16 protein-coding genes are annotated in these 14149 nt (G+C 72.9%); 9 read left to right on the top strand and 7 right to left on the bottom strand.

Annotated features, from left to right (window positions below; genetic code table 11):
* Positions 1-86: 86 nt before the first annotated feature.
* Together AC07FY_RS07560 and AC07FY_RS07555 are read right to left on the bottom strand one after the other, a co-directional pair.
* Complete coding sequence (locus AC07FY_RS07560) at positions 87-1469, bottom strand: DUF3152 domain-containing protein (RefSeq protein ID WP_479001970.1); 1383 nt, start codon at positions 1467-1469, stop codon at positions 87-89.
* 10 nt (positions 1470-1479) lie between these two features.
* Entirely contained in the window at positions 1480-2445 is a 966-nt protein-coding gene (locus AC07FY_RS07555) for an alpha/beta fold hydrolase (RefSeq protein WP_479001967.1), read from the bottom strand.
* Between the two features lie 131 nt (positions 2446-2576).
* Here AC07FY_RS07555 and AC07FY_RS07550 point away from each other — a divergent pair, with 131 nt between their 5' ends.
* The 4 genes from AC07FY_RS07550 to AC07FY_RS07535 all read left to right on the top strand — a co-directional run bounded on the left by AC07FY_RS07550 (position 2577) and on the right by AC07FY_RS07535 (position 4500).
* Entirely contained in the window at positions 2577-2795 is a 219-nt protein-coding gene (locus tag AC07FY_RS07550) for a hypothetical protein (protein WP_479001964.1), read from the top strand.
* 126 nt (positions 2796-2921) lie between these two features.
* Positions 2922-3581, top strand: coding sequence for a TetR/AcrR family transcriptional regulator (locus tag AC07FY_RS07545; RefSeq protein WP_479001961.1), 660 nt, complete (start codon positions 2922-2924; stop codon positions 3579-3581).
* Between the two features lie 257 nt (positions 3582-3838).
* The gene (locus AC07FY_RS07540) at positions 3839-4066 is read left to right on the top strand and encodes a DUF3107 domain-containing protein (RefSeq protein ID WP_479001958.1); all 228 of its coding nucleotides are present in this window, start codon (positions 3839-3841) and stop codon (positions 4064-4066) included.
* A 131-nt stretch (positions 4067-4197) separates the two neighbouring features.
* Positions 4198-4500: a hypothetical protein gene (locus tag AC07FY_RS07535; protein WP_479001955.1), complete on the top strand. Its 303-nt coding sequence runs from the start codon at positions 4198-4200 to the stop codon at positions 4498-4500.
* Positions 4501-4609: 109 nt separating this feature from the next.
* On the opposite strand, the gene AC07FY_RS07530 is transcribed toward AC07FY_RS07535, so the two are convergent.
* The gene (locus AC07FY_RS07530) at positions 4610-5368 is read right to left on the bottom strand and encodes a ferritin-like fold-containing protein (RefSeq protein ID WP_479001952.1); all 759 of its coding nucleotides are present in this window, start codon (positions 5366-5368) and stop codon (positions 4610-4612) included.
* Positions 5369-5818: 450 nt separating this feature from the next.
* On the opposite strand from AC07FY_RS07530, the gene AC07FY_RS07525 reads away from it, so the two are divergent.
* The 3 genes from AC07FY_RS07525 (at position 5819) to AC07FY_RS07515 (ending at position 9021) form a co-directional block, all read left to right on the top strand.
* Positions 5819-7780 carry a DEAD/DEAH box helicase gene (locus AC07FY_RS07525; protein WP_479001949.1) on the top strand — a complete coding sequence of 654 codons (1962 nt, stop codon included), beginning with the start codon at positions 5819-5821 and terminating at the stop codon, positions 7778-7780.
* A gap of 134 nt (positions 7781-7914) precedes the next feature.
* A complete protein-coding gene (locus AC07FY_RS07520; RefSeq protein ID WP_479001946.1) occupies positions 7915-8775 on the top strand; it encodes an alpha/beta fold hydrolase in 861 nt (286 codons plus the stop codon).
* 93 nt (positions 8776-8868) lie between these two features.
* Positions 8869-9021: a hypothetical protein gene (locus AC07FY_RS07515; RefSeq protein ID WP_479001943.1), complete on the top strand. Its 153-nt coding sequence runs from the start codon at positions 8869-8871 to the stop codon at positions 9019-9021.
* A 124-nt stretch (positions 9022-9145) separates the two neighbouring features.
* Here AC07FY_RS07515 and AC07FY_RS07510 read toward each other — a convergent pair whose 3' ends face one another.
* The 4 genes from AC07FY_RS07510 to AC07FY_RS07495 form a co-directional block, all read right to left on the bottom strand.
* Positions 9146-9751, bottom strand: a complete 606-nt coding sequence (locus AC07FY_RS07510; protein WP_479001940.1) for a MarC family protein — start codon at positions 9749-9751, stop codon at positions 9146-9148.
* Positions 9752-9836: 85 nt separating this feature from the next.
* Positions 9837-10700, bottom strand: a complete 864-nt coding sequence (locus tag AC07FY_RS07505) for a PHP domain-containing protein (protein WP_479001935.1) — start codon at positions 10698-10700, stop codon at positions 9837-9839.
* 87 nt (positions 10701-10787) lie between these two features.
* On the bottom strand, positions 10788-11432 hold the full coding sequence (locus AC07FY_RS07500) for a DUF6758 family protein (RefSeq protein ID WP_479001932.1): 645 nt from the start codon (positions 11430-11432) through the stop codon (positions 10788-10790).
* A gap of 58 nt (positions 11433-11490) precedes the next feature.
* Positions 11491-12075 (bottom strand): suppressor of fused domain protein, encoded by a 585-nt coding sequence (locus AC07FY_RS07495; protein WP_479001929.1) that lies wholly within the window; start codon positions 12073-12075, stop codon positions 11491-11493.
* A gap of 381 nt (positions 12076-12456) precedes the next feature.
* Here AC07FY_RS07495 and AC07FY_RS07490 point away from each other — a divergent pair, with 381 nt between their 5' ends.
* Together AC07FY_RS07490 and AC07FY_RS07485 are read left to right on the top strand one after the other, a co-directional pair.
* Entirely contained in the window at positions 12457-13584 is a 1128-nt protein-coding gene (locus AC07FY_RS07490; RefSeq protein WP_479001926.1) for a magnesium and cobalt transport protein CorA, read from the top strand.
* Between the two features lie 32 nt (positions 13585-13616).
* Positions 13617-14132: a hypothetical protein gene (locus AC07FY_RS07485; RefSeq protein WP_479001923.1), complete on the top strand. Its 516-nt coding sequence runs from the start codon at positions 13617-13619 to the stop codon at positions 14130-14132.
* The last annotated feature ends 17 nt before the right edge of the window (positions 14133-14149 follow it).

Genomic DNA, 14149 nt, shown 5'->3' with positions numbered 1-14149 from the left:
GGGTGAAGAGTCGTAACTTTCCCGTACGGTTCGCGTTCGAGCGCGCTACGCGCCGCAGTTGCCGCCCGCGGTGCGGTCGTGCCCGCTCAACTTCCGGGGAAAACCCACGGGTTGGGCTTGCACTGGACGCCGTCGATGTCGAGCGACTTGGTCTGCTGCTGCATGATCGGGGCGAGTGCGCCGGGCGTGCGGCAGTTCACGTGGCCGTTGCCGAGCCGGTGGCCCACCTCGTGGTTGATGAGCATCTGGCGGTAGGCGAGCATCTGGTCCGGCCCGAAGGTGGCGGCGCCCTGGGCCCAGCGGAACGCGTTGATCATCACGCGCTCGGTGGCGGCGGAGTCGCAGGAGACGTTGTCCACCGTGGTGTCCAGGCCGGACTTGGCGCACCACTTCCCGGTGGTCCCCGGGCTGGCCAGGGTGATCACGAAGTCGCTCTCGCCCCCCGGCACCCGCTCGAAGGTCCTGGCGCCGCCGTGGGCCCAGCTGCGGTCGTCGTTGAGGGTGCGGTGCACGGCCTCGGCGAACAGCTGCGCGTCCAGCCCCAGGCCCTGCTCCACGTCGACCCGGTAGCGCACGAGCCTGCCCTTGCCGGGGGCCTTGGCCACGCCCGGCACGGTGTCGAAGAGGCCCGGGCCCGTCAGCTTCTCGTCGATCGGCAGCCGCTCGGCCATCCTCTGCTCGTAGGTCAGCTCCGGCGCGGGGACCGGGACCGGCGCCGGGGCCTGCGCGGGAGCCTGCGGCACCGGACGGCCGTCGGAACGGGAGGCTGCCTCGGCGGCCCGGCCGTCGCCGGTGGCGCTGAGCGTGCCGTGCGGGGCACTCTCGCCGTCGGTGGCGACCTGGCCGGCGACGACGACGGCGAGGACGGTGGTGACGGCCGCGGCCGCCATGCCGGTGTAGGTGCGGACCTTCAGACCGCGGCCGGAGCCGGGCCGTTCGGGGGCCGGGTCCACGTCGACGTCGGCGACGGCGACCGTGTCGGCGGCGGCCGCGGCGGGCTTGCGCGGTCCGGGCACCCGGCGGTGCGAACCGGTGGAGGTGACGGAGTCGCGCTCCGGTGCGGCTGCGGGACGGCGGGCCGGGCCGGCTGCGGGCTGCGCCGGCGTGACCTGCGGGAAGCCGGCCGCGGGGGTGCCGTAGGCCGGGGTATCGGTGTCGAGCAGCGCGGTCGCGGCCCGGGGGCGCGGCACCCCGCGCCAGTCTCCGTACACGGAGTCGGGACGGGCTCCCCAGGCCGCGCCGTGCTCGAACTGCTGGGGGTGGCCGCCGGCGACGGATCGCGCCTCGGGCACGTGTCCGCGGTGGGTGACGGTGGCCTCCGGCCACGGCCGGCTGCGTTCCTCGGGGACCGGCGGCCGGTCGTGCACCTGGTCCGAGGACCGCTCCCAGGACTGCGCGGCAGGCCGCTCGTACGGCTGGGGCGCGGGCGCCGGGGCGGGCGCGGGGTCCTTGCGACTATGTCGTCCCACGTCCTCGTCCTCAGCCTCTGCCGTCTCGGGTGTCCTGCAGCAGCTCCCGGAAGGCGGCGGCCACCACCTCGGGGTACTCCATCATCGCCACGTGCCCGGCCCGCGGCAGGCACAGCAGCCGCGAGCCTTGGAAGGCTGCGGCGGCCTTGCGCGCCATACGGTACGAGACCAACTGGTCCTTGCCACCGTAGACCAGCAGGGTCGGTGCGAGTACCCGCTGGGCCTGCCGCCACAGCCCGTGCTGCCCGCCGAGGGTGTAGGCGTCGACGATGCCGCGGGAGGAACGGGACAGGGCCTCCCAGAAGTACGGCAGGGCCATCCGCCGCTCCATCTCCTCGACCGCGGCGCGGAACCCTTCCGGTGTCACCCGCCCGGGGTCCCCGTAGCAGAGCTCCGTCACCCCCAGGGTGCGCTGCTCGGCGGTCAGCCCCTGGGCGATCCGGCCCAGCAGGGCGGCCATCCCGGGCACGGCGAGCAGTGCGGTGGGCACGGCCCCCCGCTGCACGCGCAGTTCGGGCAGGGCGGGCGAGACCAGCGTGAGGGAGCGGACCAGGTCGGGCCGGGCGGCCGCGACGCGGGTGGCGACGGCGCCGCCGAGGGAGTTGCCGAACAGGTGGACCGGGCCGCGCCCGGTGGCGTCGAGGTAGCGGACGACCGTGCGGGCGAAGGCCTTCAGTGAGTAGTCCCGGTCACCGGGCGGCGGGGACCAGCCGAAACCGGGCAGGTCGAGGGCCTCGCCGTCGACGGTCTGCTCGAGCCGCTCCATGAGCGCGGACCAGTTCTGCGAGGAACCGCCCAGCCCGTGGACGAACAGCGCGGGCGGCAGGTCGGGACGGGCGGGCGGGCGCACCCGCACGGCCAGCTCCAGCCCGGGCAGGGCGACGGTGCGCATCTGCTCCCCGTCGGCCACCCGGGGCGCTCCCGCCGGTGCGGAGTCGGCGGTGGCGCGGACACCCGGCAGCTCGGTCGAAGACATGCGGCAATGTTACGAGACGATCACGCCGGACTCCTTGTGTTCGCCGTCACAGAGGCTTGCCGGTCCGTATAGCGGGGTAACCGCAAGCCTCCTAGGCTCGTAGTGACACCAAAGGAACGGAGGGGACCGGTATGACAGTCGACCCTGCGGAGCCGGACACCTTCCGGGAGCCCTTCCCGGAAGCCGTCGACCCCGAGGCGCCCGAAGCCGACCTGGCCGAGCAGCTGACCGAGGCGGAGCCGCCCCGGGACGACGACCGGGTGACCGGTGTGGATCGCGGCGAGGCCAACGACGGCGACGCCGTGGAGCAGGCCAGGGTGGTGCCCCTGGACGACGACGACTACCGCTGACCAGCGCCTCCGACCGGTCCGTACCGCGAGAAAACTCGGCCTGAACCCACCAGATTCGGTTACCGAAAAGTACGATGGCGGCGCGGCGCAGAGCGCACTGTGTTCTTAGAGAAAGTGGGAGGCGGCGTGACAGCCATCGAGCAGACCGAGGCAGCGCGTCCGCGGGGCACGCGACTGCCGCGCCGGGCCCGGCGCAACCAGCTGCTGGGCGCGGCTCAGGAGGTCTTCGTCGCGCAGGGCTACCACGCCGCGGCCATGGACGACATCGCGGAGCGCGCCGGGGTCAGCAAGCCGGTGCTCTACCAGCACTTCCCCGGCAAACTCGACCTGTATCTGGCGCTGCTCGACCAGCACTGCGAGGCCCTGCTGCTCGCCGTGCGCACGGCGCTGGCGTCCACCACGGACAACAAGCTGCGCGTGGCCGCGACGATGGACGCCTACTTCGCCTACGTCGAGGACGAGGGCGGCGCCTTCCGGCTGGTCTTCGAGTCCGACCTGACGAACGAGCCGGCCGTGCGCGAGCGCGTCGACCGGGTCTCGCTCCAGTGCGCCGAGGCCATCTCCGAGGTCATCGCGGAGGACACCGGCCTGTCCGAGGACGAGTCGATGCTGCTGGCCGTCGGCCTGGGCGGGGTCTCGCAGGTGGTGGCGCGCTACTGGCTGTCCAGCGAGAGCCCGGTCGCCCGGGACACCGCGGTCGGCCTGCTGACCTCGCTGGCCTGGCGCGGTATCGCCGGCTTCCCGCTGCACGGCAGCGAGCAGGGCGGCGAGCCGGCCGACGGCTGAGCCGCGCCCGCCGCCGCCGACCCGCTCCTCCCGCGTTCTCGCGCCGCGTTCTTCGGCCGCCTCGGTTCGCCGCCCAGTCCTCGCCACGCTCTTCGCGGTGATCCCGGCGGCGTCCTCCCGGCGCTCCCGCACCGCGCGGGCCGCACTGTTCGCTGCCAGCGTGCCCGCCGCGAGCGGTTCGCGTCCCCGCTCGGGCTAATGTGGACCGCGTACGGCGCGGCTGATCGCGCGAACCGGACCGTCGGAGGGACAAAGCCGTGGAGGTCAAGATCGGCGTGCAGCACGCACCCCGGGAGATCGTGCTGGAGAGCGACCTGAGCGCCGAGGAGCTGGAGAGCATCGTCGCCGCCGCCCTGTCCGGCAAGGCGCCGCTGCTCAGCCTCACCGACGCCAAGGGCCGCAAGGTCCTGGTGCCGTCGGACCGCCTGTCGTACGTCGACCTGGGCGAGCCGACCACGCGCAAGGTCGGCTTCGGAGCGCTCTGACGCTTCGGCACCTGACGTGCCGAGAACTGTCCGAAACGGCCCGGTGGTTGACTCCGCCGGGCCGTTTCCGTGTCTTCCGCTTCGGGTAGGACGGCTGTGACGGGGTTTGCCCGATGTGTGGGAGGGATTTCATGCTGCTGATGGAAGTGCTCGGCTCCGCCCTGCTGGGCCTCGCCCTGTCCGCGACAGCCGCTCGCATGCTCGCCGGCAGGCTGCCCGCCGTGAGGGTGGTGCTGGTCAGCGGGGTGCTCGGGGCGCTGTTCGGGGCCTATTTGACGCACTTCGCGCTCGGCCCGGGGCACAACACCCTGACCGCCACCTTCGTGGGGGCCGTGCTCGTGTCGGCGGTGGTGCTGTCCCTGCTGCTCCGTCCGGGCTCCGGTCCCCGCAGGCCCTCGCACCGGACTCCGTTTTCGCTCCCGACCCGGGGCTGATCCCTGACGCACGACGGCCCCGGCACGGATGGTTCCGTGCCGGGGCCGTCGCATGCCCCCGCCGGATCCCGGCTCCGGGGTCCCGGCGGCGGGATCCGAGGGACAGCGCCTAAGCGGCGAGGCCGAGGGCCGCCATCCGCTTGGTGTGCGCCTTGGTGATCCGGGTGAACATCTCGCCGACGGCGGCGAGGTCGAAACCGGCGGCCATCCCGTCGACCCCGCCCACGAGCATGGTGGACAGCGCGTCGCGCTCGGCGACCACGCGCTGGGCCTGCGAGAGGGCCTCGCCCATCAGCCGGCGGGCCCACAGCGCGAGGCGTCCGCCGCAGCGCGGGTCGGCCTCGATGGCGGCGCGGACCTTCTCCACGGCGAAGTTGCCGTGGCCGGTGTCGTCGAGCACCCCGAGGACCAGGGCCCGGGTGTCGGCGTCGAGGTGGGTGGCGACCTCGCGGTAGAAGTCGCTGGCGATGGAGTCGCCGACGTATGCCTTGACCAGGCCCTCCAGCCAGTCCGAGGGAGCGGTCTGGCGGTGGAAGTCGTCCACGCCCTTGGCGAAGGGCTCCATGGCGGCGGTGGGCTCGGCGTCGATCGCCGCCAGCCGGTTGCGCAGCCGCTCGAAGTGGTGGAACTCGGCGGAGGCCATGGCGGCGAGCTCGGCCTTGTCGTCGAGGGTGGGCGCGAGCTTCGCGTCCTCCGCGAGGCGTTCGAAGGCCGCGAGCTCTCCGTACGCGAGCGCGCCGAGCAGGTCCACGACGGCGGCCCGGTACTGCGGCGAGGCGGAGGCGGCCGCCCAGTCCTGCGCGGCGATGCCCACGGCTCCGGCGGAAGCGCCGTCGTCGGCGGGCGTGGCGTTTTCTACGGTCGACATGCTCCGCACAATAGCCCGCCGAAAGGCGCCTCAAGTCACTGCGGCCGATCACCGCCGGTCTCCCCGAACGGGCCGCGGTGATGAATTCGCCCGACACAGCTGCGCGATTCCGGGGTACAGTGGTAATGCGCCTGCCGGATACTCGGCGGGCGATCCCAATGAGGATGCCCGGTCGGTGGCCCGATCGGCTCCAAACCGACCGCCCTCAGTGGTCCGGTGTGTGCGCGGACGCGTACCGCCCCACACGAGGGGCCCCCTCAGCGGCAAGAGCGCTTGAGCGACGGCAGTGGTCCCGCGCAGCTCCGTACGTAGCAGTACGCACAGCCAGGCACGGTACGACCCCCTTCGCCGCCTCGGGCCGCGTCTCACAGAAGAGGCAGCACCCTGACTACCTTCCGAGACCTCGGGATTCTCCCCGAGACCGCCGAAGCCCTCGAGGCCGTCGGCATCGTGTCCCCCTTCCCGATCCAGGAGATGACCCTCCCCGTCGCCCTCTCCGGCACGGACGTCATCGGCCAGGCCAAGACCGGCACCGGCAAGACGCTCGGTTTCGGCCTTCCCCTGCTGGAGCGGGTGACCGTCCCCGCGGACGTCGAGGCGGGCCGGGCGACGCCCGAGCAGCTGACCGACGCCCCGCAGGCCCTCGTGGTGGTTCCGACCCGCGAGCTGTGCACCCAGGTCACCAACGACCTCCTGACCGCGGGCAAGGTCCGCAACGTCCGCGTCCTCGCCATATACGGCGGGCGCGCGTACGAGCCCCAGGTCGAGGCGCTCAAGAAGGGCGTCGACATCATCGTCGGCACCCCGGGCCGCCTGCTCGACCTGGCCGGCCAGCGGAAGCTGGACCTGTCGCACGTCCGCGCCCTGGTCCTCGACGAGGCCGACGAGATGCTCGACCTGGGCTTCCTGCCCGACGTCGAGAAGATCATCAACTACCTGCCGCCGAAGCGCCAGACCATGCTGTTCTCGGCGACCATGCCGGGTGCGGTCATCGGACTGGCCCGCCGGTACATGACGCAGCCGACGCACATCCGCGCCACCTCGCCCGAGGGCGAGGGCGTGACCGTCGCCAACATCAAGCAGCACGTCTTCCGTGCGCACAACATGGACAAGCCGGAGCTGGTCTCCCGCATCCTCCAGGCGGAGGGCCGTGGCCTGGCCATGATCTTCTGCCGCACCAAGCGCACGGCGGCCGACATCGCCGAGCAGCTGGAGAAGCGCGGCTTCGCCTCGGGTGCCGTCCACGGCGACCTCGGCCAGGGTGCGCGCGAGCAGGCGCTGCGCGCGTTCCGCAACGGCAAGGTCGACGTGCTGGTGTGCACCGACGTCGCCGCGCGCGGTATCGACGTCGAGGGCGTGACCCACGTCATCAACTACCAGACGCCGGAGGACGAGAAGACCTTCCTGCACCGCGTGGGCCGCACCGGCCGCGCGGGCAACAAGGGCATCGCCGTCACCCTGGTCGACTGGGACGACATCCCGCGCTGGCAGCTGATCAACAAGGCGCTGGAGCTGGACTTCCACGACCCGGTCGAGACGTACTCCACGTCCCCGCACCTGTTCGAGGAGCTCGACATCCCGGCCGGCACCAAGGGCATCCTGCCGCGCGCCGAGCGCACGCGGGCCGGCCTGAAGGCCGAGGACGTCGAGGACCTGGGCGAGACCGGCGGTCGCGGGGGCCGTGGCGGCCGCGGTCCGGCCGCCGCCGCCGTGGTGACGGAGGAGCGCCCCGCGCGCACCCGTACGCCGCGCCAGCGCCGCCGCACCCGTGGCGGCTCCGAGCTGGGCTCCGGCACCGCCGCCGCTCCGGCCGCCGAGGCCCCGCAGGACGCGCAGGCTCCGGCCGCCGACGAGGCCCGCAGGCCGCGCCGCCGCCGCACCCGGGTGGGTTCGGTGCCGGCCCAGGCGGTCGAGACCGTGGCGGTCGTGGAGGCGGCTCCGGTCGCCCAGGCCGCTCCGGTCGCCGTCCAGGCGGCTCCGGTCACCGAGGCCGCTGCCGCCGTCGCGGAGGAGGCTCCGGCCAAGCCGAAGCGCACCCGTACCCGCAAGGCCGTCGCCGCGGTCGCCGAGGCGGCCGTGGTCGAGGCCCCGGCCGAAGAGGCCCCGGTCAAGCCGAAGCGGACCCGCACCCGCAAGGCCGTCGAGGCCGCACCGGAGCCGGACTTCCAGACGGTCGCGCCGGTCGAGCCCGTCGCGGCCCGCCCCGTGCGGGCCCGGACCCGCAAGCCCGTCGAGGCCGCGCCGGAGCCGGACTTCCAGATGGCCCCGCCGGTCGAGCCGGTCAAGGCCCGCCCGGCCCGGACCCGGACCCGCAAGGCCGTCGACGCCCCGGCCCCCGCGGTGTCCGAGGAGGCCCCGGCCAAGCCGAAGCGGACCCGCACCCGCAAGGCCGCGGCCGCGCCCGAGGCGTAAGCACCGCTCCGATGGCCCGGCTCCCCGTCCAGGGGGGCCGGGCCATCGGCGTCGCCGGTGACGCCGCCCGGCTGCGCCGCCCGTACCGCCGTCCTGCGGGACCGCGAAGCGGACCGGCCAGTAACGTGAGCCGTATGAGCAAGCCGCCGCGCCTCACCCTGCCCCCGCGCGCCCGCGCGTACCTCCTCGACACCGCCCGTGGCCCGTTCGCCGTCCACGAGGCCGGTGCGCCCGTCCGGGGAACCGCCCTGCTGGTCCCCGGGTTCACGGGCAGCAAGGAGGACTTCATCGGCCTGCTGGAGCCGCTGGCCGGCGCGGGGTACCGCGTCGTCGCCGTCGACGGGCGCGGCCAGTACCAGAGCCCGGGTCCGCGCGAGGAGTCCGCGTACGCCCTGGAGGAGCTGGCGCGCGACGTGCTGGCGCAGGCCGCGGCGCTCGACGCCGGCCCGGTCCATCTCGTCGGGCACTCCCTTGGCGGGCTGGTCTCGCGCGCGGCCGTGCTGCGCGACGCGGCGCCGTTCCACTCGCTCACGCTGATGAGCAGCGGCCCGGCCGCGATCGCCGAGGAGCAGCAGGCCCGAACGAAGCTGCTGGTGGCCGCGTTGGAGGCGATGCGGGACGACATGCCGGCGGTGTGGGAGGCGATGCGCGCCCAGGACCCGCAGGACATCCTCGTGGACGCGCCCGAACTGCTGGGGTTCCTCCGCGAGCGGTGGCTGGCCACCGTCCCCGAGCAGCTGATCGGCACGGGCCGGGTGCTGATCGCCGAGCCGGACCGGGTCGCGGAGCTGGCGGCCGTCCCGCTGCCGAAGCTGGTGCTGTCCGGAACGGTGGACTACGCCTGGCCGGTGCCGCTGATGGACGAGATGGCGGAGCGCTTGGGCGCCTCGCGCGTGGTCGTGGAGGGCGCCGAGCACTCTCCGAACGCGGAGAACCCGCAGGTCACGGCGGCCGCACTGGCCGCCTTCTGGGCGGCCTCCACCGCTGATCGTTAGCCAGTGAAAAAATTTCGTTAGCGTAGGGAATGTTTGCCGTCTACACTTCGTTATACCTACGCAAGGAGAAACACCGACGAAGGGAGAAGCCCCATGCGCTTCGAGATTCTGCGCCTGGACGACGTCGACGGATCCGCCGTGGACAGCACCGTCGTGGACGCGGCCTCCGTCAACCGGATCGTGCAGCAGGCCGCGGCCGTAGGCCAGCGCATCCTGATCCGACCGGCTGCGACGGCGTCCTGCTGACGCCCAGACCACCGTACGGACGTCGACGCCCCCACACCCGAGTCGGTGCCGGGGGCGTCCGCATGTCCGCGTGGTGCGGGGGCTGCGGCCCCGCGGCCCGCGGGGCCGCGGGCTGCCGGGCGGGTCAGGCCCCCTGTACCACCTGGAGCACGCCGTTGATGATCTGCTGGACGGCGATCGCGGAGAGCATCATGCCGGCGAGCCTGGTCACCAGGACGACGCCGCCGTCCCTGATGATCCGGATGATCACCAGCGAGTAGCGCATGGTCAGCCACAGCACCACGTGCATGGCGGTGATCGCGCACCACACCGACACCTGACCGCCGATGCCGTCGGCCTTCTGCACGGCCAGGATCACGGACACGATCGCGCCGGGACCGGCCAGCAGCGGCATGCCCAGCGGGACGAGGGCGACGTTGACGTCCTTGGTCTGCTTCGGCTCGTCGGTCTTGCCCGTGAGCAGGTCGAGCGCGATGAGCAGGAGCAGCAGACCGCCGGCGATCATCAGCGCCGGCACGGACACGTGCAGGTAGTCCAGGATCTGCTGGCCACAGAGACCGAAGACCGCGATGACGCCGAAGGCCACGCAGACGGCCTGCCAGGCCATCTTGCGCTGCACCTTGGCGGGGCGCCCGGAGGTCAGGGCGAGGAAGATCGGCGTGATCCCCGGCGGGTCCATAATCACAAAAAGGGTGAGAAAAAGGGATCCGAAGACGGCGAAGTCGAACACAGTGATGCCTTGCAGGAGAGAGGGGCGTCGCGAAGGGAACGCGCGAAAAGGGGGGAGGGACGGGTGGAGCGGAGCCGGGGGCCCGCTAGCGCACCTGTCCGCCGGCGCCCGGCACCGGGAAGGCCCCCGTCGCGCGGCGGGTGATCTCGCCGTAGATCTCGGGGTCGGTCGTGTACTCCCCGAGACGGCAGGTCTTGCGGCTGCCGTGGTAGTCGCTGGAACCGGTGGTCAGCAGTCCAAGGTCGGCCGCGAGGCCGCGCAGCCGCGCGCGCGTGCCGGCGTCGTGGTCCATGTGGTCCACCTCGATGCCGTCCAGGCCCGCCGTCGCCAGCTCCGCTATCGCGGACTCGGGCACGCAGCGGCCGCGCTTGACGGCGGCGGGGTGGGCGAAGACGGTGACCCCGCCGGCCGCCTTGACCAGGCGGATCGCGTCGAAGGGGTCGAGCTCGTGCTTCTCGGCGTACGCGCGGCCGCCGTCGGCGAGCCAGTCGGGGGTGAAGGCGTCCGAGACGGTGGGCACGACACCCAGCTCGACCAGGGCGGCTCCGATGTGCGGCCGCCCCACGGAGCCCTCACCGGCGATCCGGGCCACCTGGTCCCAGGTGACGTCCACACCGAGTGCCCGCAGCTTGCCGACCATGGCCTGGGCGCGGGGGGTGCGGTCGTCCCGTACCAGTTCGCGCTCCCGGGCAAGCTCGGGCTCCTCGGGGTCGAACAGGTACGCGAGCATGTGCATCCCGATCCCGTCGAGCCGGCAGGACAGCTCGGCCCCGGTCACCAGCGTCAGCCCGGCGGGCAGCGCGGCCACGGCCTCGGCGTACCCGCCCACGGTGTCGTGGTCGGTCAGCGCGACCACGTCCAGCCCCGCCGCGGCGGCCCGGCGCACCAGCTCGGCGGGAGTGTCCGTACCGTCGGAAGCCGTGGAGTGGGTGTGCAGGTCGATGCGCACAGCCGGGCTCCAGGGTGGTGGTACGGGAAAGGGGACAGTCCAGGATAACCGGGCCGAAGCTCCCGCGCGCCAGTGGGATCCCGCGCTCTAACCCGACCCGAGGATGCGCGGGCTCAGGGCCCCGCACGGCAGGAGTTCGATCTCGGCGCCCGCGTCGCGGAGATCGGTGAGCACGAGTTCGTCGTACATCAGCAGCCCGGACTGCTCCGGCCAGACGATCGCCCAGAGCCACAGGCCGCGGGCCTCGCCCGCGAAGACGGCCCGGTCGTCGGGGGCCCCGCCCAGGTGCCACAGCGGGGTCGGCCGGCCGGCCGCGACCACCTTGGCGTGCGGCGGCGCCGAGATGTCGAGGTGCGAGCCGGGGTCGGGGCCGTCGATGCCCGCGAACCGCGCGCCGAGCCCGACGCCCAGTTCCTCCGCGACCAGCAGCAGCTCACCCATTCCGCCCAGCGGCCCGGGGCCTGAGCAGGCCACGGCCGTCGCCCGTCCCCCGCTGCGGTCGTCGCCGGCGGAGGCGACGCCGGTGAACAGCCACCCCACGGGCAGCGGCCACGGCATCCACACCGGCACCCGCGTGCGGTGCGCGACCACGCTCAGCCCCTCGACGCTGGGCGGGATCACGGGTTGCAGGGGGTAGACGGCGCCGTGGACCGTGCACTGCCAGGAGTCGGAGAAGAGACCGGGCGCTCTCACCCGGCCACCGCACTTCGGGCAACTCGGTTCGCCCCTCATAAGAAGCCACGCTCCTCCCCGCCCGGCGCGCCGTCAAGACGCGATCACCCGTCCGGGCTCAGTCCAGTGCGACTGCGGTACGCAGAGGATCCCGCAGATCCGTGCCGCGCGCGAGCCAGCGTTCCTGGAGGGCGGCTGCCCCGTGGACCCGCTTCCACGCGGCCTCGTTGGCCGTCATCGGCAGCAGCGGCAGGAACCGCACCGGTTCCATGGGCTCGTCCAGCTCCAGGTCCTGCACCAGGCCGCCCGGCTCCGCGACCAGGACGGAGCTGAACGGAGCCCCGTCCCAGAGGGGTTCGCCGACGTCCAGCGAGGCGCCGGGGGCCACGATCAGCCCCTCGACCTGCGGAGAGGCGGCCAGGACCGCGAGGGGCCTGAGCAGTTTGTCGGTGGGCGCGCGTCCCGCCCGTACGGTGAGGACCAGCTCGGCGCGCGGTCCGCGTACGGGGTCGGCGACCACGGCCGTCGGATCGGTCATCGGGTGCGCGGACATGCCGAGGGTCGCGTACCGCACGAGGTCGCCCTCGGTGAATCGGAGTACTTCGATGCGGTCGGTGCCCAGGAAGGTGACGGCGGCGCGTGCGTCGGGTACGCCGAACGCGGTGCGCAGCCGAGCCTCCACGAGGGCCAGAATTTCTGCCATGGGGCGAGCATAGAACTCGTATCAGGCGGGTAAAGGACGCGTCTTGACCATCCGTCGGCTGATAGTGTTGACAGCTGGTCGGGGCCGCGCTGACGAAGCGCTGAGGGCGCGCCCCGGCGACAGGACGTCCCTCACGGGGGACCGGCCGGAGGAGGTGGGGCTGCGATGGATCGAAGTCGATCGTGCAGTACCAATCGCTCTTCCGCTTCTGTGACGGGCGCATTCCGCCCCCTTTGATCTCCTGATCAGTAGAAGAGCGACGGCAGAACGTCTGTCCTCCCGTCCTGTTCCCTCCCCCCTGCCCGGGCCTGCCCGCCCCGCCGCAGCGGTGAGGGTCTCCCACCCGCACGGCCCGCAGCCGTGCGTGCGAAGGAGCCTGCCATGTCGATGCTGCCCTACCTGCGTGCGGCCGTCCGCCCGTCCCTGCGCAAGTCCACGCCGGCCCAGTCCGGGTACGACACCACCCGCGACCCGTCGGTGAGCAGCGCGGTGGTCGACTGCGCCGTGTACCGCGAAGGCCGGCGCGTGCTGGGGCCGGTGCGCCTGACGCCCCGTGAGGCGATCCGCGGGGTCCGCGAGGACGGCGGCTTCGTCGGCGGCTTCGTCTGGATCGGTCTGCACGAGCCGACCGCGGAGGAGTTCGCGGAGATCGCGGCCGTGTTCGGCCTGCACCCGCTGGCGGTCGAGGACGCCGTGCACGCGCACCAGCGGCCGAAGCTGGAGCGGTACGACGACACGCTCTTCACCGTCTTCAAGACCATCCACTACGTCGAGCACGCCCAACTGACCGCCACCAGCGAGGTGGTGGAGACCGGCGAGGTGATGTGCTTCACCGGCCCGGACTTCGTCATCACCGTCCGGCACGGCGGCCAGGGCTCCCTCAAGGGGCTGCGCCACCGCCTCCAGGACGATCCCGACCTGCTCGCCAAGGGCCCCTCCTCGGTCCTCCACTCCATTGCCGACCACGTCGTGGACGGGTACATCGCGGTCGCGGCGGCCGTCCAGGACGACATCGACGAGGTGGAGAGCGAGGTGTTCGCCGCCCCCGAGAAGGGCGCCGCGCGCGGCGGTGACGCGGGGCGCATCTACCAGCTCAAGCGCGAGGTGATGGAGTTCAAGCGGGCCGTCTCCCCGCTGCTGCGTCCCATGGAGCTGCTGAGCGAGCGGCCGATGCGGCTGGTGGACCCGGACATCCAGAAGTACTTCCGGGACGTCGCCGACCACCTGGCGCGGGTGCACGAGCAGGTGGTGGGCTTCGACGAGCTGCTGAACTCGATCCTCCAGGCCAACCTGGCGCAGGCGACGGTCGCCCAGAACGAGGACATGCGCAAGATCACCTCCTGGGCGGCGATCATCGCCGTACCGACGATGATCTGCGGGGTCTACGGCATGAACTTCGAGCACATGCCCGAGCTCCGGTGGCAGTACGGCTACCCGATGGTGATGGCCTCGATCGTCGGCACCTGCTTCACCATCCACCGGACGCTGCGCCGCCACGGCTGGCTCTGAGGCCCGCGGGGGCCTCCCCTACTCTGGTGCGCATGACTCTCAGCGCGCTCGACCTGGCCCTCGTCGAGGAGGCCACCAAGAAGTCCGGCCTGATCTGGGTCCGCGGGACGGGCGCCGACCGCGCCCTGTGGCACGCCTGGGTGGACGGCGCGGCGCACGTCCTGGGCGACGGGCCCGGCGAACAGCCGTTCCCGGGGCTCGCCGACGGCGAGAGCGCCGAAGTGACCGTGCGCAGCAAGGACAAGGGCGGCCGGCTCGTGGCCTGGACCGCGACCGTACGGGAACTCGCGCCGGGCGGCGAGGAGTGGACGTCCGCGGTCGCCGAGCTCAAGGGCAAGCGGCTGAACGCGCCGGACTCCGAGGAGATGACGCGGCGGTGGGCGCGGGAGTGCCGGCTGCTGCGGCTGGAGCCGGCGGAGGTGCACACCGCCCTGCCCACCGGTTCCCTGGCCGCCGCCCCGCCGGCGTCCCCGGCGATCACCCGCGAGCCGATCCCGGCGCACCTGCCGAAGCTGCTGCTGAGGCGGAAGAAGTCCTCGTCCCGCTAGGCCCTGCCGTCGAAGTC

Source organism: Streptomyces sp. NPDC045967, from assembly GCF_056430495.1.
The sequence above is the reverse complement of the archived record's forward strand: the minus strand, read 5'-3'. Positions and strand labels throughout refer to the sequence as shown.